17 protein-coding genes and 1 pseudogene are annotated in these 20,995 nt (G+C 70.0%); 3 read left to right on the top strand and 15 right to left on the bottom strand.

What is annotated here, in order from left to right:
• Positions 1-6: 6 nt before the first annotated feature.
• Entirely contained in the window at positions 7-2,301 is a 2,295-nt protein-coding gene (locus BLA60_RS25945; RefSeq protein ID WP_075135609.1) for a sodium-translocating pyrophosphatase, read from the bottom strand.
• A 264-nt stretch (positions 2,302-2,565) separates the two neighbouring features.
• On the opposite strand from BLA60_RS25945, the gene BLA60_RS25940 reads away from it, so the two are divergent.
• Both BLA60_RS25940 and BLA60_RS42375 read left to right on the top strand, forming a co-directional pair.
• Positions 2,566-4,896 (top strand): DEAD/DEAH box helicase, encoded by a 2,331-nt coding sequence (locus BLA60_RS25940; protein WP_075135696.1) that lies wholly within the window; start codon positions 2,566-2,568, stop codon positions 4,894-4,896.
• A gap of 159 nt (positions 4,897-5,055) precedes the next feature.
• A complete protein-coding gene (locus tag BLA60_RS42375) occupies positions 5,056-6,795 on the top strand; it encodes an eCIS core domain-containing protein (RefSeq protein WP_084735270.1) in 1,740 nt (579 codons plus the stop codon).
• A gap of 731 nt (positions 6,796-7,526) precedes the next feature.
• On the opposite strand, the gene BLA60_RS25925 is transcribed toward BLA60_RS42375, so the two are convergent.
• The 10 genes and pseudogenes from BLA60_RS25925 to BLA60_RS25885 form a co-directional block, all read right to left on the bottom strand.
• Complete coding sequence (locus BLA60_RS25925; protein ID WP_075135608.1) at positions 7,527-8,159, bottom strand: bifunctional DNA primase/polymerase; 633 nt, start codon at positions 8,157-8,159, stop codon at positions 7,527-7,529.
• A gap of 221 nt (positions 8,160-8,380) precedes the next feature.
• Positions 8,381-8,824, bottom strand: a complete 444-nt coding sequence (locus tag BLA60_RS25920; protein ID WP_245812152.1) for an Rv3654c family TadE-like protein — start codon at positions 8,822-8,824, stop codon at positions 8,381-8,383.
• A gap of 1,025 nt (positions 8,825-9,849) precedes the next feature.
• On the bottom strand, positions 9,850-10,206 hold the full coding sequence (locus tag BLA60_RS25915) for a TadE family type IV pilus minor pilin (protein ID WP_075135607.1): 357 nt from the start codon (positions 10,204-10,206) through the stop codon (positions 9,850-9,852).
• A complete protein-coding gene (locus tag BLA60_RS25910; protein ID WP_075135606.1) occupies positions 10,206-10,397 on the bottom strand; it encodes a DUF4244 domain-containing protein in 192 nt (63 codons plus the stop codon). Before BLA60_RS25910 ends, BLA60_RS25915 begins: the two co-directional genes overlap by 1 nt.
• Positions 10,398-10,407: 10 nt before the next feature.
• The gene (locus BLA60_RS25905) at positions 10,408-11,100 is read right to left on the bottom strand and encodes a type II secretion system F family protein (RefSeq protein ID WP_075135605.1); all 693 of its coding nucleotides are present in this window, start codon (positions 11,098-11,100) and stop codon (positions 10,408-10,410) included.
• Between the two features lie 54 nt (positions 11,101-11,154).
• Positions 11,155-12,198 carry a type II secretion system F family protein gene (locus tag BLA60_RS25900; RefSeq protein ID WP_075135604.1) on the bottom strand — a complete coding sequence of 348 codons (1,044 nt, stop codon included), beginning with the start codon at positions 12,196-12,198 and terminating at the stop codon, positions 11,155-11,157.
• Entirely contained in the window at positions 12,192-12,359 is a 168-nt protein-coding gene (locus BLA60_RS46575; RefSeq protein ID WP_425427090.1) for a hypothetical protein, read from the bottom strand. Before BLA60_RS46575 ends, BLA60_RS25900 begins: the two co-directional genes overlap by 7 nt.
• Positions 12,360-12,419: 60 nt before the next feature.
• Positions 12,420-12,482 (bottom strand): annotated as a pseudogene (locus tag BLA60_RS46570) (hypothetical protein); the annotation flags it as partial.
• Positions 12,483-12,495: 13 nt separating this feature from the next.
• Positions 12,496-14,181, bottom strand: coding sequence for a recombinase family protein (locus BLA60_RS25890; protein WP_075135603.1), 1,686 nt, complete (start codon positions 14,179-14,181; stop codon positions 12,496-12,498).
• Positions 14,178-14,675: a hypothetical protein gene (locus tag BLA60_RS25885; RefSeq protein WP_075135602.1), complete on the bottom strand. Its 498-nt coding sequence runs from the start codon at positions 14,673-14,675 to the stop codon at positions 14,178-14,180. The genes BLA60_RS25890 and BLA60_RS25885 overlap by 4 nt, the downstream gene beginning before the upstream one ends.
• Before the next feature lie 447 nt (positions 14,676-15,122).
• On the opposite strand from BLA60_RS25885, the gene BLA60_RS43585 reads away from it, so the two are divergent.
• Positions 15,123-15,296, top strand: a complete 174-nt coding sequence (locus BLA60_RS43585; protein WP_154814579.1) for a hypothetical protein — start codon at positions 15,123-15,125, stop codon at positions 15,294-15,296.
• A 41-nt stretch (positions 15,297-15,337) separates the two neighbouring features.
• Here the strand turns inward: BLA60_RS43585 and BLA60_RS25880 are convergent, their stop codons facing one another.
• From BLA60_RS25880 to BLA60_RS25865, 4 genes are all read right to left on the bottom strand, one after another.
• Positions 15,338-16,093 carry a GntR family transcriptional regulator gene (locus tag BLA60_RS25880; RefSeq protein WP_075135601.1) on the bottom strand — a complete coding sequence of 252 codons (756 nt, stop codon included), beginning with the start codon at positions 16,091-16,093 and terminating at the stop codon, positions 15,338-15,340.
• Between the two features lie 505 nt (positions 16,094-16,598).
• Positions 16,599-17,060: a hypothetical protein gene (locus BLA60_RS25875; RefSeq protein ID WP_075135600.1), complete on the bottom strand. Its 462-nt coding sequence runs from the start codon at positions 17,058-17,060 to the stop codon at positions 16,599-16,601.
• A 9-nt stretch (positions 17,061-17,069) separates the two neighbouring features.
• Complete coding sequence (locus BLA60_RS25870) at positions 17,070-19,949, bottom strand: hypothetical protein (protein WP_075135599.1); 2,880 nt, start codon at positions 19,947-19,949, stop codon at positions 17,070-17,072.
• Positions 19,946-20,992 carry a phage tail tape measure protein gene (locus BLA60_RS25865; RefSeq protein ID WP_075135598.1) on the bottom strand — a complete coding sequence of 349 codons (1,047 nt, stop codon included), beginning with the start codon at positions 20,990-20,992 and terminating at the stop codon, positions 19,946-19,948. The genes BLA60_RS25870 and BLA60_RS25865 overlap by 4 nt, the downstream gene beginning before the upstream one ends.
• Between the last annotated feature and the right edge of the window lie 3 nt (positions 20,993-20,995).

Below are 20,995 nucleotides of genomic sequence, written 5' to 3'. Positions count from 1 at the left end.
GCAGGGTCAGGAGACGCCGTTGGAGACCGGCGAATCCGCCGGGTTCTCCGCGATCGCCGTACCGCGCCGCTTGGAGATGAAGACCGCACCAGCGATCAGCAGCGCCGCGACGATGGCGATGGCCACCCGCAGACCCGTGTTGGCGTCAGCGCCGACGGAGAAGGTCACGACCGCGGGAGCGATCAGCAACGAGACCAGGTTCATCACCTTGATCAGCGGGTTGATCGCCGGACCGGCCGTGTCCTTGAAGGGGTCGCCGACGGTGTCACCGATGACAGTGGCGGCGTGGGCCTCGGAGCCCTTGCCACCGTGGTTGCCGTCCTCGACCAACTTCTTGGCGTTGTCCCACGCACCGCCCGCGTTGGCCAGGAAGACCGCCATCAGCGTACCGGTGGCGATCGCGCCGGCGAGGTACCCCGCCAGCGGCCCGACGCCCAGGCCGAAACCGACGGCGATCGGGGCGAGCACCGCCATCAGACCCGGCGTCGCCAGCTCACGCAGCGAGTCGCGGGTGCAGATGTCCACCACGCGGCCGTACTCCGGACGGACCGTGCCGTCCATGATGCCGGGGTTGGCGTGGAACTGGCGGCGCACCTCGAACACGACCGCGCCGGCCGCCCGGGACACCGCGTTGACCGCGAGACCGGAGAACATGAACACGACGGCCGCACCGATCGCGATACCGACGAGCACGTCCGGGCTGAACACGATGAAGTCCATCAGGTCCAGTGTGGACGCCGCCTCGGCCAGTGCCTCGGTGATCGCCGTCAGGTACGAACCGAACAGTGCCGTGGCCGCCAGTACGGCGGTGGCGATCGCGATGCCCTTGGTGATGGCCTTGGTGGTGTTGCCGACCGCGTCCAGCTCGGTCAGGATCGCCGCGCCGTCACCCTCGACGTCACCGGACATCTCGGCGATGCCCTGCGCGTTGTCCGACACCGGACCGAAGGTGTCCATGGCCACGATGACGCCGACCGTGGTCAGCAGACCACAACCGGCCAGGGCGATCGCGAACAGCGCCACGAACAGCGACCCGGACAGCAGGAACGCGCCGTAGACCGACGCGCCGATGACCAGCGCGGTGTAGACGGCCGACTCGAAACCGACCGAGATGCCGGACAGGATCACCGTCGCCGCACCGGTCAGCGAGGACTTGCCGACATCCTTGACCGGCTTGTACTCGGTGCCGGTGAAGTAGCCGGTCAGCCACAGGATGACACCGGCCAGCACGATGCCGATGATCACCGCGACGGCCGCGATCAGCGCCGGGCTGCCGCTGGTGTTCGGGTCGGCTGCCTCGGTCAGCTCGGAGAACGACGTCGGCAGGAACACGAACGCCGCGATGGTGCACAGCACCGCGGAGATCAACGCGGAGATGTAGAAGGAGCGGTTGATCGCCGTCAGGCCACTCTCGCCGGGCTTCGCGCGGGTGATGTAGACGCCGATGACCGCGGTGATCACGCCGAGCGCCGGCACGATCAGCGGGAACAGCAGGCCCTGCGCGCCGAACGCGGTGGAACCCAGGATCAGCGCGGCGACCAGGGTCACCGCGTAGGACTCGAACAGGTCGGCGGCCATGCCGGCGCAGTCACCCACGTTGTCACCGACGTTGTCGGCGATGGTGGCGGCGTTGCGCGGGTCGTCCTCGGGGATGCCCTGCTCGACCTTGCCGACCAGGTCGGCGCCGACGTCGGCGGCCTTGGTGAAGATGCCGCCGCCGACCCGCATGAACATGGCGATCAGCGCGGCGCCGAAGCCGAAGCCCTCGAGCACCTTCGGCGCGCCGCCCGCGTACACCAGCACCACGACCGCGGCACCGAACAGGCCCAGGCCCACGGTCGCCATGCCGACCACGCCACCGGTGCGGAACGCGACGCGCATCGCGATCTCACGCCCGCCCTCCTCGCGGGAGGCGGCGGCGACACGCAGGTTGGCCTGGGTGGCCAGCCACATGCCGAGATAGCCGATGCCGAACGAGAACACGGCACCGATCACGAAGAACAGCGAGCGGCCTATCCGCTCACCCCAGCCTTCCGCCGGCAGGAAGAAGAGCACGACGAACACGATCGACCCGAAGATCATCAGCGTGTTCCGCTGACGCTTCAGGTACGCGCCGGCGCCCTCCTGCACGGCCTTGGCGATGTCCTGCATCTTGGAGGTGCCCTGGCCAGCGGCCAGCACCTCCTTGAGCAGCACGTAGCCAACGGCCAGGGCAGCGAGAGCGATCACGGCCACCACGACCACGACGCCGCGATCACCGCCGGTCAGCGGCGGGCCTTCCGCTAGGTACTGCCAGGACATCGGTCCTCCAGGTACTTCTGCCTCTGTGGGCGCGATCGCCGGCCGGCCTGGAGCGGCCGTGGCAAAGCCCCTGTTCGGGACGGGTGCGCCACCAGGTATTGATGGGACGACGGCGGAGTCTATTGGTTGGGGTGGCGGCGTTCGCGAGCCGTCCCGCCAACTGGGGTTTCCACGCCTTTGACGAGGTCAGGCATGATCGATTTAGAGTATCGATCAAGTCCGGGGCCGGTGGGTGCGTCGGTGGCGTGTGCGAAGCTGCGTGCCGTGGGTACACAGGCAGGCGCGGGCCGTGGCACCCGGTTGCTGGAACGTGTGCTCGCCGGGGTGGTGGCGGGCGAGCAGCCGTTGCGGCACGTCAGGGAACTCCCGCAACGCCCGGCGACGTCCGTGGAGTGGCCGGGGTGGGTGCCGGAGTCGCTGCGCGCGTCGTTCGCGCGCGGCGGTGTCGTCGCGCCGTGGGCGCACCAGGCCACCGCCGCCGAACACGTGCGCGCCGGCCGGCACGTGGTGATCTCGACCGGGACGGCGTCCGGGAAGTCACTGGCCTACCAGCTGCCGGTACTGGCGGCGCTGGGCGAGGCACCGAAGGCGACGGCGTTGTACCTGTCGCCGACCAAGGCGCTGGGCGCCGACCAGCTGCGCGCGCTGACCGCGCTGTGCGACCCGTCGGTGCGCCCGGCGGCGTTCGACGGGGACACGCCGCTGCAGGAGCGGGACTGGGTGCGGGCGTACTCGCGGTGGGTGTTCACCAACCCGGACATGCTGCACCGCGGGATCCTGCCGGCCCACGCGAAGTGGGCCCAGTTCTTCCGTCGGCTCACCCACGTGGTGGTCGACGAGTGTCACGGGTACCGGGGTGTGTTCGGCTCGCACGTGGCGCTGCTGCTGCGCCGCCTGCGGCGGGTGGCGCGCCGGTACGGGTCGGACCCGGTGTTCGTCCTGGCGTCGGCGACGGTGTCGCAGCCGGCGGCGTCGGCGACCCTGCTGACCGGCGTGCCGTGCGTGGCGGTCACCGAGGACTTCTCGCCGAGGGGCGCGCGCACGGTGGCGCTGTGGGAGCCGCCGCTGCTGCCGGAGCTCGCCGGGGAGAACGGCGCGCCGGTGCGCCGCACGGCCGGCGCGGAGACCGCGCGGATCCTCACCGACCTGGTGATCGAGGGCGCGCGAACCCTCGCGTTCGTCCGGTCCAGGCGAGGCGCCGAGCTGACCGCGTTGTCGGCACGACACGCGTTGTCCCAGGTCGACGCGTCCCTGCCGGACCGAGTGGCGGCCTACCGCTCCGGTTTCCTGCCCGAGGACCGCCGCGCCCTGGAACGGTCCCTGGCCGACGGCACCCTGCTGGGCGTGGCCAGCACGAACGCGCTGGAACTGGGCGTGGACATCGCCGGCCTGGACGCGGTGGTGGTCGCCGGCTACCCCGGGACCCGGGCGTCGTTCTGGCAGCAGGCCGGTCGCGCCGGCCGGGCCGGCGACAGCGCCCTGGTGATCTTCGTGGCCCGCGACGACCCACTGGACACCTACCTGGTGCACCACCCGGAGGCGGTCCTGGACACCCCGGTCGAGGCCACGGTGATCGACCCGACGAACCCGTACGTACTGGCCCCCCACCTGGCCTGCGCCGCCGCGGAGCTGCCGCTCACCGAGGCCTGCCTGGCGGATTTCGCCGCCCCAAGGCGGATGCTGGACGACCTGGTCGCCGACGGCGCCCTCCGCCGCCGCCCCACCGGCTGGTTCTGGACCGCCCGGCAGCGCCCGCATCCCGACGTCGACATCCGAGGCTCAGGCGGCGACCAGATCGCGGTCGTCGAGTCCGACTCGGCCCGGATGCTGGGCACCGTCGACTTCGGCTCGTCGTTCACCACCGTCCACCCCGGAGCGGTGTACCTGCACCAGGGACAGTCCTACGTGGTGGACGACCTGGACCTGGAGTCCGGCCTGGCGCTGGTCCACCAGGAAGACCCGGAGTGGACGACCCAGCCGCGCACGGTCGTGGACATCACGGTTCTGTCGACGGACACCACCACCGATTTCACCGACACGACAACGGTGTCCCTCGGCGACGTGGCCGTCACGTCCCACGTGGTCGGCTACCTGCGCAAACTCCCCACCGGCGAGGTCCTCGACCAGATCCCCCTCGACCTCCCCGAGCAAACCCTGACCACGAGAGCGGTCTGGTACACCCTCACCTCCCAGGCCCTGGCCGCCACCGGCCTCCCCAAGGCGGAGGTCCCCGGCGCTCTCCACGCCGCCGAACACGCCGCGATCGGCCTGCTCCCCCTGTTCGCCACCTGCGACCGCTGGGACATCGGCGGCGTCTCCACGGCCCTGCACCCCGACACCGGCGAAGCCACGGTCTTCGTCCACGACGCCCACCCCGGCGGCGCCGGCTTCGCCGACCGCGCCCACGCCTCCCTCACCCCCTGGCTCACCGCCACCCGCGACGCCATCGCCGCCTGCGAGTGCCCCGCCGGCTGCCCTTCCTGCGTCCAGTCCCCCAAGTGCGGCAACGGAAACGACCCGCTGAACAAGGAGGGCGCGATCACCGTACTGACAGCGATCCTCACCGCCGTATCGGCACAAACCCAAGCGGCCTGAGACCAGCACCGAACGTTCGGCCCAGGAGAACGCGAACGAGCACCGTCGGCCTGGTCGTCAACCCCGACGTTGCCCTCACTCTGCCCTCGGGTACCTGGCGTGACCGCCCGCGCCTCAGGTATCCAGAGGGGAGCCGTCTTCCCACCGAGGGAGAGTCGCATGCACGCCGAAGACCAGGCCAGGGCGGCCGGGGCACGGAAGGGCAAGGCACCGGCCCACCAGCCTCAGCCCGCGCCCCGGACACCACTCCTCGCGTTGCAGCGCGGCATCGGCAACGCGGCGGTCGTCCAGCTGCTCCGCCGCGCCGGACACCCAGGGGCCCAGGAGCGACACCGGCATGGCCCCGACGGCAACCATCAGCAGACCGCTCTGCCCGTACAGCGCTCCGCCGTCCATGACGTTCTGCGCGCCGGCGGCCGCCCCCTTGACGACGACACACGCACCGAGATGGAAGCCCGGCTCGGCGCGGACTTCTCGGACGTCCGTATCCATACCGACAGCACCGCCAGGGCTTCCGCCGCCGAGATCGGGGCACGGGCCTACACCTCGGGCGACCACGTGGTCATCGGCGACGGCGGAGCCGACAAGCACACGCTGGCCCACGAGCTGACCCACGTGATCCAGCAACGCTCCGGCCCCGTCGCCGGGACCGACCACGGCGACGGCCTCACGATCTCCGATCCGCACGACCGCTTCGAGCGGGCCGCCGAGGCCAACGCGCGCCAGGTCATCTCCGGCGTGCGGCCGTCGATCCCGGGAACCACCGCGATCGACCAGCGTGAGCCGAGCGGCCGGGCGGACGAGGAATCGGTGCAGCGCTACGTGGTCGTGCAGCCGGGTGGGGCCGGCTACCCCACCCTGGGCTCGCGCGACGAGGAAGGCCAGGAACGGGAGCCCGGCGAGGACTTCTTCCCGTCGCAGCACGCAGTCGGAGGCAGGTACGTCAGCGAGTCCGGTGAGCCGAACATCCAGTACAACGGCGCCGTGCCGCTGCGCATCTCGGCAAAGAGCGACCTGGCCATTGAGGACGTCCAGAACCAGGCCAAGGCGTTCTTCGCCACCGAGAAACGCATCGCGGAAGCCGAGAAGTACCTCAAAGGCATCGTTCAGATCCAGCAGGCCGAAAGTGGCAACTACCTTACCCTCCGTCGAACACGGAAGGTCCTCAAGATCAAGAACAGGGCAGAGGAACTGACCCTCTGGCAGGTCGAGCCGGTGGTGATCCGGCAGCCCGCCAGCTACAGCACGGAGACCGAGCCGACCGTACAACGCGGCATCGACGTCCGCCTCGCCCAGCGCTGCAACGAGATCGCCTACGAGGTGACGCACCGGATCGGCCCGACCATGCTGCCCACCGTCGGTGAGGAACGGTATTTCGCGGCCGTCATCAAGATCCTCGGCGAGCTGACGGATACCAAGGCCTCGCAGCGGCAGACGAATCTGAAGCGGATACGGGAGGCGGCCATCGGCAAGGTCCCCAAGCCCGTCGAGCAACAGGCGTACACCAACCACCTGGCCGACCTGCTCCAGGAGGCGATCCAGCTGCGCCAGACCGCGCCGGACAGGTTCCTGGCGGCGGCTCGCAAGTTCGACCTCAACGAGTTCATCCCGCCGCCGGCGGTCGGCGACGTCCTGATGATCAAGGCGCTGCGTGGCGACGCCACGTCCGGCGGGCTGGACTTCCACTTCGCCGGTGTTGTCGCCCGCAGCGGAAATGACTACATCACCATGGAGAACTTCGCCCGGCACGAGAGCGAGGAGACGCTGAGCGCGGGCGACCCGCAGTGGTACTTCCAGATGTACGGGACGGAACAGGACACACAGACCTGGCACAAGCAGTGGGGATGGGAGGACCGCTTCCAGGACCGGCTCGTGCTCAGCATCCTCCTGGGGGACTGACGACCGGCTGTGGGACAACCCGTGAATTTGCGTATGGTGCAGGTACGGAAGTCTGAGGAAACGCAGGTATACGAAGAAGTCGTACTCGCGTGGTCGTGTCCACATGGGAATTGAACACCGGGGAATCGGTCGTCCGGACCCGCCGCTGATCACGGTCCGCCGCTCGCGTGCTGTCCAGAGTCGCTGGTCAACACCCCGAACAACGTCAACCCGTTGACCGGCAGCGGGGACTCCCACGGCAGGCTGCCCCCGCGGCTCACGGCAGGGTTCCCATCGGACGCGAAGCCGGTCCCAAGCCATCCGGTGCGCTATGCGGCGCTGAACGGAAACACCGGAAAAGGCAACGCGCCGGGGGCCGGAGCGGGATCCGGCTCTCCCGGCGCGTTGCGCCACGCCAAGCGCGCGAGGTACGGCCTACCACCGCACAGTCCTCACGCCCAGAACCACCATCGGCCGGGCTCCCATCACACGCGAGGACCGCGGGGAGGCTGCGTCTCCACGTGCGATGGTCATCCCTGGGGCCAGGTTGCGCCGATGGCCTCTCCCGGGTCGCGCTGCGGGAGGCTGTTTCCTCCAGCGAGCGCTTGGCTTGCTGCCCGTTCCCCGTGTCGACCGCTGGTTCGGGAGCGGTGTCGAACGGTGGAACGGGGTCGCGGCGGGTCGGCGTTCCTGCTGAGCGCCCGCCGCGTGCCCACCAGGGACGGCCCTGGCGAAGCGGGTGGTTCGGTGTGTCAGTCGGCGGTGACCAGGCCGGCGGGCTGCCGGGCGGTGGCCATGCTGTGGGCGAGTGCGTCGAGCAGCGCGTCCTGGACGGTGTTGGAGGCCGGCATCTGCCAACCGCACACCTCGGGGCGGACTCGCCAGTGCACGACGCCGTGCTGGACCGGGGTCGGCGGCAGCGGAACGTGGCTGCCGGCGGCGTGGTGGACGACGCCCGGGGTGCCGGCGAGTGTGCTGTCGAGCGGCTGCCCGGCGTCGACGAGGAAGGTCCACCGGTCGTCCGGCGTGGCGATGATCGGCACGGGAAGACCGACGGCGCGCAGTTCGCGGGCGGCGGCGCGGCCGAGGTCGCCGGGGACCTCGATGGCGTCGAGGGTGACACCGGTGGCGAGCAGGACGCTGTAGGGCTGGCCGTTCCACCAGGCGGCGACCTGCTCGGGCGCGGTGCCGATGCGGTCCTGCCAGTCGTCGTGGACGGGGTGCGGGCCGGTGTTCTCGGGGTGCTCACGGCCCGCCCAGTGCGAGCCCGTCGGATAGGTGCCAGGCAGTACCGGCCAACCGCGCCACGCGAGGCCGATCGCCTGCGCCCGCAGCTCGACGCGGAAGGCTCCGCGCCAGCTGTCCGACCATTCCGTGTCCAACATGTCGGGTGCATGCCTCCTTGGGTGCGAGCGCTCGCTTCATCGCGAGGTGCTCTAGGTCTCACTTAACGGCAGAGAGGACGTTCTACGTAATGCGCTGTCGACAACTGGTAGCTGTGGCACGGTGAACGAATAACCAAGAGCCGACGGGCTGAAGCCCCGGGAGCCGGTCATCGCAGTCCCACAGGCAGGCCATTTGCCGCTCACCGTGCCGGGACGACCGTTCATCTTGGGCCAACGGGCCGTTCGACCGGTCCCGCCCGGGCCCGAGCTTCCGCAGGACCGAAACTTTCCAGCACGCCAGGCGGTACGGCAGAGACTTCCACGAGCGCGTCCGGCCACTCGACGCGACAGGACGTCATGGTGACCCGCATTCGGGTGCTGACCCACTGGGCTTTTCCGCAGGCCACGTCCTCGCCGTCACCCACATTGCTGGCGGCGGCGAGTGCCGACAGATCGGCCGCCGCAACGGCCCGGTGTCGGGTGTTGACGCCCACGCCGGCCCACACCACCGCGATACCCAGCGCGAACAGGACAGCGATCCCGGCGACGGCCCACAACGTGGCCGATCCCCGGTCACGCCCGGCCGTCGAGTTCGGGAGGAACCGACCCGCGTCCTCCGCTCCCGTCAGCCGCAACGACGCTCCCCCAGCGATGACCGCCACCACGCGCGGCCACCGCCGCCCCGCCACGAGCCGGTCGATCCTCCGCTGCCCGGGCCCCGACAGTCCACCCACGACCCGCCCGATCGCTCCCAGCACCGCCCACGTACGACGGCCGAATGCAGAGCGCTCCAATGCGGCATTCGCCATCGCACCGTCAACTGGGTCCCTCTCATCCCTGACACGAGCAGATGTAGAGCGCTCCAACCTGGCATCACACAATCTCGCCTCGACCGGCCGGCAATGCCCGTCCGACGGACCGAGACCGGCGGAGGAACAGGGTTCGGTCGACGGGCAGAGTTCGGCCGACAGGCGGGGTTCGACGGACGAGCGGGTTTGCTCCGATTGGCGAAGCTGGTCGTTGGGACGGAGTTCCGCCGACGAGCCGGATTCGACCGGCAGGTCGAATTCTGGCGATGGGGATGGCGATCCGGGCCGCACAGCCGCATCGACAGCTGTCGACAGGTGAGGGTTCGGCGGAGACTCCGCCACCGAACCAACGTTCGCCGGCAGGCAGCAACCCGATGGCGCCCAGGGACCGGTGGGGCAGGGATCCCTCGGCCGTCGCGGATTCGTCGAAGGACCGAACTCCGCAGACGGACAGGTCCCCGCCGGAGGCCGCCGGCCTGTTGTCGGCCGGCACTCCGTTGACGACCCGACCTCGCCCGACGGGTACGGGCCCGACGACGGACCGCACTCCGCTGACCGACGAAGCCCCGTTGGTGGCTGGGGGCCCGGTGACGGATGGCGACCTGTCGGCGGTCGGAGGCCCGACGACGAACGAAGACCCGTCAGCGCATGAAGAACCGGCGACGGATGGAGACCCGTCGGCGGTTGGAGGCCCGGTAGCGGATGGAGACCTGTCGGCAGCTGGCAGCCCGGCGACGGACGGAAATCTGTCGGCGAATGAAGAACCGGTGACGGGCAGAGACCCCTCGACGCAGGAAGAACCGGTGACGGACGGAGGTTTGTTGGCGGGCGGAGGTCGGTAGGTGGGTGGGTCATGGTGTCGGCCTTTGGGGGTCGGGGGTTTATGGGGTGGGTTCGCTGATCGCGTAGGCGTCGGCGGTGAGGTGGAGGCCGGGGATGAGGCCGGACATCGGGGTGGCGGTGACTGTTACGTGGATCTCGTCGGCGGTGGTGGTGATGGTGATGGCGGCTCCGTGGGGGGCGATGCGGCTGGCGGCGGATCTGGCGTTGTCGGGTTCGCCTCTGGCGGTGAGGCGTGCGGCTTCTCGGGCCGCGTCGATGCAGTGGAGTTGGTCGATCGCGGCGGAGATGATGCCCAGGGAGAGGGCCAGGGCTGTCACGAAGGCGGCCAGGGCGATGGCCGTCTCGACCGTGACGGCGCCGCGGTCGTTGGTGGCGGGGGTGGTCTCGGCAAGCATCAGGGCACGGTGAAGGCGCGTTCGACCAGATCACGTAGGTGACTGGTGAGGGCCTCGCCCTTGATCAGGCCCAGGAGGAGCGCGGCGAGGGCGGCCGCGGCCAGGAGGGTGAAGACGTACTCGACGGAGACGGCGCCGTCGTCGTCGGACAGAAAGAGTTCCCGGGGGTGGCGGCGGTGTGGAATGCGCACGGTGGTCCTTTCAGGGGGTCAGCTGGGTGGCCAGGCCGGTCACCACTGGTGCGATGCCCAGGCAGACGAAGGCCGGCAGGAAACACAGGCCCAGCGGCGCGGCGATGAGAACGCCCGCTCGCTGCGCCGTCGCCTCGGCGGCGTCGTCGGCGGTCGCGCGGACCTTGGTGGCCAGGGCGGTGGTCGCGTCGGCCAGAGCCGTGCCGGAACGTGCCGTGTGACGGGCGGCTCTGGCGAGGGCCGCCGTCGACGGGCAGTTCAGGGCGGGGAGCCAGGCCGTGACCGGGTCCGCGCCCAGAGCGAGCAGATCGGCCGTCGAGCGGAGGGCTGTGGCCTCCGCCGCCGGGAGGTCGTCGACCATGGCGGTGATCGCGATCGGGATCGGAAGGCCGGCGCGGAGACAGGCGGCCAACAGGTCCCAGGCGGCGGCCAGAGCCAGCGGATCGGTCGCGGGTGCCCGGGGGCGCATTCGACGACGGAGAAACCACCAGGTCACGGCGACCACCACGACCCCGATTGCCAGGCCGGCGGCCATGGCGACCAGCAGGCCCAGGGAGACGGCGAAGGCGACCCGGGCGTGGACGGGATTCGGTGACCATGACTTTCGCTTTCCGTAGAGGGACTTCAGGCGAACGGAACTGGTGCGCGGAACAAGAACGAGGGCCGCCGCCAGCAGGACAAGCGCGACGCTGGTCGGGTTCACGGCGGCACCATCCCGGCGACGGTGTTCATGGGACGAGGCCGAACAGTTCGCTGGTCACAGTGGGGCCGCCTGGTGGGTGAGGTGGGCGCTCCAGGTGATGCCGAGACAGATGAGGGCGACGCCGGTCAGGAGGAGCAGTCGGCCGGGGGTGGTGGAGGTGAGGACGTGGAGGGGGTGGGCACCCATCAGCTCGCCGAAGATCAGGCCCAGGGCTGGGAGGAGAGCGAGGACCGTCGCGCTGGTCCGGGGGCCGGCCAGGCGGGCCTGGACCTGGCGGGTGAAGCGGACGCGTTGGTCCAGGTCTCTGACCAGGGTGTCCAGGACGTCGGCCAGTGGGAGGCCGTGGTGTTGGGACAGGGACCACGCCCGGGAGATTCGCGCTACTGCGGTGGCGGCGGACGGCGGGGCGCCCGTGAAGCGGGCGGACGCGACGGACTGCGGGGCACCGGCGGAGCGAGCAGTGGCGGCGGACGGCGAGGCGTGGTTGAAGCGGGCGGTGGCGCCGGTGAAGCCGGCAGCGGCGGTGGGCGGCGGGGTGCCGGTGAAGCCGGCAGCGCCGGCAGACGACGGGGTGCCGGTGAAGCGGGCGGACGCGGCAGGCGACGAGGTGCCAGTGAAGCGGGCGGACGCGGCAGACGGCGAGATGCCGGCGAAGCGGGCAGTGAGGGTGGGCGACGGGGTGCCGTTGAGGCGGGCGGCGGTGGCCAGGGCGCGGAGCGGGGCGGCTGCTTCGGGGAGAGCGTCCTGGGCGGCGGAATCGGCGGCGTCGGCGGGGTGGGCGCCTGCCCGTAGGGCTGCCACCAGGGAGCGGATCGCCTCGGCCAGGGCCTCCGTGGTGGTGAGCGAACGGGCGATGGTGGTTCGGGAGCGCCAGCGGCGGCGAGCCGTGACGGTGGCGAGGGTGGCCGCGATCGCTCCCGGCAGGGCGGCCACCAACCAGCCCGTGGCGGCGCAGGCCGTGGTCAGCACGTGGGTGTTGAGGCGCGGACGCCGGTGGCGGCGTGGCGTTCTGGGAGCGGTGAGGGTGTTGAGGCGGGTGCGGGCGCGCGAGATGGGCCAGCAGAGGGTGGCCACGGCCAGCAGGGCGGCGGTCAGCATGGTGGGGTCACTCCCCTGGCGCGCAGGAGGTCGGTCAGGGCGGCGGTGGAGTGGGTCGGGTTCGTGGCGCGCCAGGCCGGGGTCACGTGGACGGCGTCGTCGCGGCGGGTGAGGACGCCGATCTCGGACAGGTGGCGGGCGCCGTCGGGGCGGCGGCGCATGTGGAGGACCACCTGGAAGGCGGCGGCGAGTTGGCTGTGCAGGGCCGGGCGGGACAGGCCTCCCAGGGCGGCGAGGGCCTCGAGTCGGGCGGGGAGTTCGGCCGGGGAGTTGGCGTGGACGGTGCCGGCGCCGCCGTCATGACCGGTGTTGAGGGCGTTGAGGAGATCGCAGACCTCGGTCCCATGTCGCGGGGGTAACCGCCTTCTGCGCCGGCAGGCTGGCCGGCAGGCGACCCGTGATGCGCAAGGCGGGCTGGGAGGACTGCTCCAGCACCGTCACGTTGACCCCGAGCAACCGGAGTACGTCGCGCCGGTCCTCCATCCTGATCTGGGGCAACCGGGTCGCCGCCTGCTCCGCCAGCCGCGCGAGGGCTACCGCGCGGTCTTGCCCGGACTGCCGGTCACGCCGCGCAGCCTGCAGCCGGTCCCGCTCCTCCTCCAGCCCGGCAAGTTCCTCCTCGATCTGCCCTACGGCGGCTCGGAGCAGGTCCGGGGAGATGCCCGACTTGAGCGCGTCCGCCGCGCGGCTGACCCTGGCCCGTTGGAGCTGGGCAATCTTGCGCTCGATCGCCGGCAGGCGGTCGGCACCCCTGCGGGCGCGGTCGCCCTCGACCCCCAGGTAGTCAGCCGCCATGGCGACCAGCCGGGCCGGGTCGGTCAGCAGCCCGGAGACCTCGTCCCAAACTCGCCCGTCCAGCCAGTCCGCGTTGATCCGGGGGCAGTCGCACAGTCTCTTCTGTGTCGCGTTCGACTTGCGCCGGTTGCACCGGTACTGCCGCAGGTCGCGGTCCTTGCGGTACACACCGCCGAGTGACCCACCGCAAGCGCTGGTGGCCCCCGACAGCGGGTAGGGCTTGCTCTCGGCCTTGTAGCCGTACGCGCGCAGGCTGAGGGCCAGCTGGATTTCGTCGAACCGCTCGGGCGTGATGAGTGGCTCCAGCTGCATTTTGATCGTTTCGCCGTAGTACGGCGTCCCGTCCCGTCGTACCCGGGTTCGGTGCTTGCCGGACGGACGCGAGTCAGGCTTGCCCCAGTAGACCTCGCCCAGCAGAGACCGGCTGGACAACACCCGACGCAGGTTCGAGTGCGACCAAGGTCCCGGTGTCCGGTTCTCGGGCCGGACCGCGCCGCCACGGGTCGTGTACCCCATCGCGTTCAGCCGGTCGGCCACCAATCCCGTAGTCAGCCGTTCGCCGTCCTCGGTCCGCTCGTCGACCAGCAGCGTGATGGCTGTGAGCAACATCTCAACTTCGGCGTCGTCGATCTCAACCTGCGCCTTCGGCTTGACCCCGGGCGCGGTGGTCGGCCAGACCAGCCGGTAGCCGTAGGGCGGGGCGCCGCCGGGCCAGCCGCCGGCCGACGCGCGAGCCCGCTGCCCGTTCGCAAGCTGCTTGATCAGCGCGCGGCGGTCGTGCGAGGCCACCACGGCCTTGATCCCACGGGTCAGCAGCTGCGACAGGTTCTCGGGGTCGTACAGCTGCCCGTCCGCGTGAACGAACGCTTCTTCGCGGTCGAGCGTGCGGAAGATCTGCTGAAACACGAACTCGTCCCGGGCGATCCGGTTCAAGTCGATGGCGACCGCGACCCGGACGCGCCCCGCCGCGACGTCGGCCAGCAGCCGCCGCATCTCGGGACGCTGCTCCAGCTCCTCCCCCGAAACACCGGGGTCGATGTAGACGTCGTGAACGGGCAGGCCGAGGGCCGCGCACACGGCGCGACCCTTGCTCACCTGGTCCGGGATGCTGGTCTGTTTTTCGCCGGCTTGCCTCTTGGTCGAGACCCGGGCGTAGACCCCGGCCGGCAGCCCCTGGGGGTCGGTCACTTCGCGGCCTTCCGGTGGGCGTGGCAGAACTCGGTGCCGATCTCGGCCCGCCGCTTGCACTTCTTGCCGGCCTTGGTCGTCCCGCCGCACTCACCCAGGGCGGCCACCTTGTCGCCGCTGGCCACCTCGGCCGGGGTGTCCCTAACGGGCTCAGCGACCTTGGCCGGCTTGCCCTTGCCGGCCTTCTCCCAGCGCCTCCGCGCGGCGCTGTCGACCTTGTTGGCCAGGCCGGCGCTGAACTCCTGGGCGACCCGGTGCACCACGATGTTGATCCGGTCCTCAATGTCGGCCTTGGGGTCCCAGTCACCCAACCCGAGCAGGTCCACCAACCCCTCGGGCATGTCCTCGCCGTACACGAGCTGCCCCGCCAGGTCCGACACCAGCCGCTGGTCGTGGCCCATGCGGAACCGGGACTTCTTGGCCACGGCGGCGCCGCAGTTGCAGGCGCACACCCGAGGAGTGGCGGCCTCGGTCACGGCGGTGGTGGTGGTCATTTCCCGTTCTCCTTAATTCGCCCGTTTCCTTACCTTCGTGGTAAATCCCGCGAAGAATTAAATTCAACCACCCGAATAAATCGCCCACAAGTAATTGTCAGCCACATATCTTGTGTGCTTTTCTCCGGGGCGGATCCCGCTGTCTAGCAGGGGTTATTGGCTTAAGCCGACGCCGGGAGGCGCAGTGAAACGGGCTATTCAGGAAATCAAAGCGAACCTTTGGGTCGGCGTGGTTCTGGCCGGCTTGGCCGTGACCCTCACCGGGGCTGTCCTGTGGGCCGGGTCGCCCACCGTGACCGGACCGCCCACCCCCGTCCCCGCACCAGTGGCACCTGACGGACGCGCGGAGGCTTGTCGGGCACTGCAGGGGTTCGCCGGGACCAACGGCTACCCGAACGACCCGGCCGACGTTGAGCGGGACCGGCACCGGGCTTGCCAGGCGGAGACATGAGCCGGCGGCCCGCGCGCCCGCGCCCGCTGTCGTGGCACTTCATGGTCACGGCGTGGATCACCGCCCTGTCGGTGATCACGATCATTTGGGCCGGCGACCTGGCGCTGACCGAGGGGCCGTGCCTGCCTCGGCTGTGCCAACCGGCCGACCCCGCTCGTCCGCTTCCGTGATCAACGTGGGCACCCTCGCCTCGGCCGCACGCCGGGTCCGTCTACGTGGCAGGGATCTCGTAGGCCAACGAGAACCGGTCAGCGGACATCACGATGTCGTTCACCTCGACCGCGCGGCCGTCGACAGTGAAGGCCACGCGGGTCACGGTGAGGACCGGCACGCCAGGCGAGAGCTGCAACACGGACGACTCGTGCGGCGTCGGCATTCGAGCGCCTACAGCCTCGGTGAACCGGTCGAGCTGGTGGCCGCCTTCCTCCAGTCGCGAGTGGGTCCCGCCGGGACCGCTGTCCGGCTGCTCCATCGCGGTTCCCTTGGTGACCGACCTCGGGAACCGCGAGACGGCCAGCTGCACCGTGACGCCGTCAGCGTCCATCACGCGATCCCGAACGCACAGCTCGGTGCCGACCGCCACGCCCAGCAGTTCGGCCATTCGGGCGTCGGCCGGCTCGAAGGTGACTTGCACCTCGACGCTCGGAGTGAAGCCAGCGGCGGCAGCGTCACCGAGGAACGCGCCCCGGCCCGCCTCCCGGGCGGACCGGGACAGACGAGCCAGACGCATGACACTCGTTGCTCGCCGGACGAACACGCCGCGCCCGTGTTCGGCGATCACCAAGCCCTCGGTGCGCAGCAAGTTCACGGCGTCACGGACGGTCGGACGACTGACGCCGTACGTGTCGACCATCTGCCGTTCGGAGGGCAGCCGGTCACCGGGCGCCAGCTCTCCGGAGGCGATGCGAGCGCGCAAGTCGTCGGCCACTTGCCGGTAGGCGGGCAGGCCGCTTGTCCGGTCGACCACGACACCACCTCCCGGGGCTGGTTAACACGTCTTGACGAGCACCGAGAGTACCCACGGCTGGCACGTTTGAGTCATGCCCCGCAACTGGTATTGACCAGTTGCGTTTGTCCTGGTAGCAACTGGTTAAGACGTCCTATCCAGTTGGAGTTCCGGTGCCCCTCCCGACCGTCCCCACCGATCACGGGCGCCCCGGCGTGACCACCCCCGCCGGGGCGCCCGTGCGCCATGAGGAGGAGCCCTCCGGCTGCCCGTGCGGGGTCGGTCGGCCACGGAAAGCGAAGCGGATTGCCACCCCCAGCGGCGTCACGGCGGCGCCGATCCTCGCCAAGCCACCAGGGGTGCGGCACCTCGCAGTTCAGCGACGTAACGAGCGCTGGCACACCCTCTGCGGGAAGCGAGTGCCCGAGGACCACCAGTGCCCGACCGAGCCGGAGCTACAGGCCGCCGGGGTATGGACACTGCGGTCTTGCGGCGAGTGTCACCAAGCGTATTTAGCCGACCACACCTAGACCGGGATCACCGTGACTCGGCGGCTGGAGAAGGTGCCGGTTCCCCCGTTTACACGGTGCTGGGCGACCACGTTGTAGGTGTTACCCGGGGTGAGACTGCCTATCGTGACGTGAGCCGAGTCGCCCGCGTCGGCCGTACCCGTCGTCTGCTTACACCAGTCGTCGGAGCCGGACAGGATCGCCGTACCGGCCCCGAGCGTAGAGCCAGTGCCGATTCGCACGCTCATAAGCGTGATGTTGTTGCCCGAGTTGCGTAGACGGCCGTAGAACACGATCACTACCATGCCGGACGTGGGCGCCACGAACGGGGTGCCGCACGTGCTCCCGCTGGTGAGGGCGGTGACGTACGACGTCGAGGTAGTCGTGCCGGGTGTCATCTGGCCGTTATCCACGCCCACACCGAGAGCGGCGTTGAGGGCCTGCGCGGTGAGCGGCTGGCCAGCAGCGAACAGGGCCACGGAGTCCTCCTAGAGCGGCAGGTAGTGGGGATCGGCCAGGGACACTTTCGTGCCGGCCGACCAGGCGCGGGCGACGCCGTTAACGGCTCGGGTGACGGTGAACGCCTGCGGTGACGAGGCGCCACTGATGGCCGTGACGGTGCAGCGCTCCCCACCGACGAGCACGTCGAATGGGAAGTGGTCCGGGTCGGTGGTCCACAGACAATCGGTGGTGGCCACGTCGAACGTGGCGGCCGACGAGGTGATGTCGTCGTCCAGGGCGCTGGTGTCGGAGTCCAGGCGCACCGTGTCCTCGTCGAGCACCGCCACGTTGTACGGCGACGCCGGCACGCAGTTCATGGCCAGGGTGGGCACGTAGGGGTGCAGGGTGAGGGTGTAGCCGGGAACCAGTTGGTCAATGGGTTCGAACCGGCGGCGCGCCCCGGCGTTGGTGACGCGCACCCGGTCGCCCACCCCCACGGACAGCAGGCGTTCCAGGGACAGCACGCCGTCCGCTGCCTTGACCGTGATCGTGGGGTAGCGGTCCCCGTCGACCGTGCCCAGGTGCAGGCGCCAGTGCGCCAGGTCGGGTAGGTGCCGGTCGAACGCGGCGTTCACCGTGGGCGCGTCGGTGTACCGGCCGATGGCCTCAACGCTCTTGGCCCCGGACTCCTTCACCGCCCGGTAGGTCGACCCACCCTCGCGCTTCACTGTGATGTCGTTGCGGGAGCCTTGGTCGTCCCGGACCGGGTCGAACGGGGCGAGGACCGCCCCGCCCTCGTAGTCCAGGTCCAGGATGTGCCCCTGGTTGTAGAGGCTGGACCGGGTGCGGTACTCGAACCGGTAGGCCCCCTTGGCCTCGTAGAAGCGGCCCATGTCGAAGTCGGTGACGTCCTGCCAGGTGTCCAGCAGCGTGTCCCGGCGCTGGGGACCCAGGATCCCGGCGGGAACGATGCCCTGGCAGTAGGTGACCGGTTCGCCCTCCTCGTAGGCCAGGCGGGCGAAGCGACGCGGGGGGTTCTCCTGGGCGTAGCCGGAGATCCGGTCCGTGATGTTGATGTACGACAGCACGGCGGGGACTACCGCGAGGTGCCCGAAGCCGACGTCCACGTAGCCGCCGCCGGGGTTCACCTGCGCGCTGGTGATCTTCCCGAGGGCGGTGACCCCGGTGGCCGTCGCGGTGGCTGGGCCAGCAACCGAGGTGCCGCCGGCCGACGTGTAGCCCACCGTCAGTAGCGAGTACTGGACCGTGGTCGGGCCGGTCTGCTCCAGGTTGAGCGTGACCAGGCGGGGGTTGCCGCGCATCCCCATGTCGTAGGGGGTGCTGAACAGCTGGGCGCCCGTGGTCGCCGAGTAGGCCGACAGCACGAGGTCGCCGTCCCCGCCACCGGTGGCGTAGTTCAGCGCCCACACCTCCGCCGTGCCGGTGCAGTAGAACTGGACGATCGCCTGGCCGGTGCCTGCCTCGTCAGCGTCGGGGAAGCGGGCCAGGAACGCGAGCGTGAACGCTTGGTTGGTGTCGGTGTAGTCGGGGACCGTGCCGTACAGCTCGGCGTTGTTCAGCTTGACCAGGGGGGCGGAGCCCGCGAACACGTCGAAGGCGGCGAACTCGGGGGTGTCCACCCGAGTCTCCATCGGCGCCCCGCCGAGCAGGCCGGAAGCGGGACTGGTTGAGCCCCGGTCGTCCTCCATCGGCCAGTACGCAATGGGTAGGTCGTCCTCGGTGGCCAGCCGGTACGACGCCGCCACGTCCCGCAGGACGATGGGCTCCAGCGTGTCCGGGGTGAAGGTGATCTGGCCGCCGCTGTTGGCGGTCACCGTGAACAGCTGGTCCTCCTTGTACCGGCCGGTCTCGTCGAGCAGCCGGAAGAAGCTCCCGACCGGGACGTCGTCGGAGTCACCCACCGCGCCTTGCATGGTGTTCGTCGACCCGACGCCCGAGGTGGACGTCATGGAGCCCTCGCGGATCCAGCCCTGCGGAGAGGTCCAGGACCGGAACGCGGACGACTTGAGCGGGTCCGACCCCTGCGCCACCCGGCGGCCGATGCCGCTCGCGGTGATGGCCACCGTGGGCGCGGCGTGAGACTCGTCAGCCACGGCCGGGTTGAACTCGGCGACCTCCCCGTAGAACACCGGGATGCCGACCCGGACGTCGGTGTACTCCATGACCCACGGCATGGTGTTCGTGTTGCCGGCGTCGAGGGTGGAGGCGAGGAACGTTGCCCCGGCTCGCACGGTCGCGCGGGTGCACTCGACCTGCCAGTCGAGCGGTTCGGGGTCCCCGTCCGCCCACACCTTGGCGCGCACAACCTGGCCCTCGACGAGCACCACCACCGAGAACGCATTGACCGTGAACAGGGTCCCGTCCGGGTAGACCCGGGTGTCGGCCAACAGCCGGCGGTCCGAGCCCGCCACGCGCTCGATCACACCCACCTGGACGCTGTCGGTGGTGTGGTAGACGACCTGCACCCACAAGAAGTTGTTCGCGTCCAGGTAGCGGAGCTGCAGCACCGTGCCGGCAATGCCGCCGGTCACGTCGGACACCGGCAACTCGACGTGGTACCGGGTCTCGCTGTTCCAGAACTCGCCGGGGACCTGGTCGGCGTCCGCCCCCGGGCCATCCGCGATCGTGTGCGTGAACGACACCGGCTCGGTGAGCGGCACGGTCACCCGCACTCGGGTGTTCTCCTTCAGGTCCCCGAACCACTGACTCATCGGGTTGCCCGGGTCGTAGTCGCCGTCCGGGTCGTTCAGGGTGAACGTGGCCTTGCTCGGTGAGGTCTTGGCCGCCTCGTCCTTGGCGCCGGCCGTGATCTTGATCGGGGGGCTTTGCCGCACCGTGCCGCCGGTCGAGGCGTCGAGGGTGCGCCAGTCCCCGCCAAGGTAGGCGTCAACGACCGGGGTAATCATGCCGCCACCGTGATATCACCGGATCGAACCAACTTCATGAACGCGGTAGCGAACGCGCTGTCTACGTCGCCGGAGAACGCGACCGTGGCCGCTCCGCCACCCCCGCCCTGGCCCCGAGGGACGACCCGCTCACCGGCTTGCAGGATGGCCAACTGTTCGGACCCGATCATGCCGGGGACCACGCCACCCGTGTGCAGCCGGGGAATCTGAGGGATGTTCGGAATGTTGATGCCGGGGATCAGGTTGGCGCCGTTGATCAAGCCGTTGATGGCGTTGATCGCCGTGTTCAGGATCCCGATGACAAAGTTTACGGCGCCCTTGAAAGCGTTCTTGATCCCGTTCCCGATGCCGGAGAAGATGCTCACGATCCCGTTCACAACCCCCCGGAAGAACCCCGGGAGGCCAGCCCAGACACTCTTGATCCAGCCCACCACCGAGCCAACCGCACCCCGGATTGCGTTCCATATCCCGATGAAGAAGTCCCGGAAGGCGGCGGACCTGTTCCACAGCAGCATGAACGCTCCGACCAACACGGAGATCAGCCCCACCAAGAACATGATCGGGTTTGCCCGAATCACCGCGTTGAGTACAGCTATCGCCGTAGACACGGCTCCGGTCACGGCGGCCCACGCGGTCTTGGCCGTGGCGACAAGCCAGGTCGCGGCCGTAGTCGAACTGAGCCACCCCCAGAACGTCGCCATGGCCGGAATCAGGAGATTGACCATGCCCGAGGCCAGGTCACCGACGCCGGTACCCAGCAGCAACAGCCGTTCGCCCAGCCCGAGACTGTCGTCGGTGAGGCCCTGGAACCCGTCCTGCAGACCGGTGATCGTGTCCCGGAAGCCCATCGCGCGGGTGTCGGTGGTGTCGAACCCCTCGGTCAGCCGCTCCTGTGCGTTGCTGCCCGAGTCGGCCATCTCCTTGCTCGACCGGTCTACATCGTCGGCCATCGACTTTGACGCCGCGCCGACCCGGTCGAACGCCTCGGTGAGCTTCTTCTCGTCGCCCGCAAGAGTCAGGGTAACGGTGGGCTTAGACGCCATGGG

The sequence above is a fragment of the Actinophytocola xinjiangensis genome, assembly GCF_001921215.1.
Lineage (GTDB): Bacteria > Actinomycetota > Actinomycetes > Mycobacteriales > Pseudonocardiaceae > Actinophytocola > Actinophytocola xinjiangensis.
The sequence above is the reverse complement of the archived record's forward strand: the minus strand, read 5'-3'. Positions and strand labels throughout refer to the sequence as shown.

What these genes read in the sequence shown, in the direction of transcription:
- BLA60_RS25945 (WP_075135609.1), bottom strand. Translation starts at nt 2,301, where the DNA reads ATGTCCTGGCAGTACCTAGCGGAAGGCCCGCCGCTGACCGGCGGTGAT.
- BLA60_RS42375 (WP_084735270.1), top strand. Translation starts at nt 5,056, where the DNA reads ATGCACGCCGAAGACCAGGCCAGGGCGGCCGGGGCACGGAAGGGCAAG.
- BLA60_RS25925 (WP_075135608.1), bottom strand. Translation starts at nt 8,159, where the DNA reads ATGTTGGACACGGAATGGTCGGACAGCTGGCGCGGAGCCTTCCGCGTC.
- BLA60_RS25915 (WP_075135607.1), bottom strand. Translation starts at nt 10,206, where the DNA reads ATGCTTGCCGAGACCACCCCCGCCACCAACGACCGCGGCGCCGTCACG.
- BLA60_RS25900 (WP_075135604.1), bottom strand. Translation starts at nt 12,198, where the DNA reads ATGCTGACCGCCGCCCTGCTGGCCGTGGCCACCCTCTGCTGGCCCATC.
- BLA60_RS46575 (WP_425427090.1), bottom strand. Translation starts at nt 12,359, where the DNA reads ATGCGCCGCCGCCCCGACGGCGCCCGCCACCTGTCCGAGATCGGCGTC.
- BLA60_RS25885 (WP_075135602.1), bottom strand. Translation starts at nt 14,675, where the DNA reads ATGACCACCACCACCGCCGTGACCGAGGCCGCCACTCCTCGGGTGTGC.
- BLA60_RS43585 (WP_154814579.1), top strand. Translation starts at nt 15,123, where the DNA reads ATGAGCCGGCGGCCCGCGCGCCCGCGCCCGCTGTCGTGGCACTTCATG.
- BLA60_RS25870 (WP_075135599.1), bottom strand. Translation starts at nt 19,949, where the DNA reads ATGATTACCCCGGTCGTTGACGCCTACCTTGGCGGGGACTGGCGCACC.
- BLA60_RS25865 (WP_075135598.1), bottom strand. Translation starts at nt 20,992, where the DNA reads ATGGCGTCTAAGCCCACCGTTACCCTGACTCTTGCGGGCGACGAGAAG.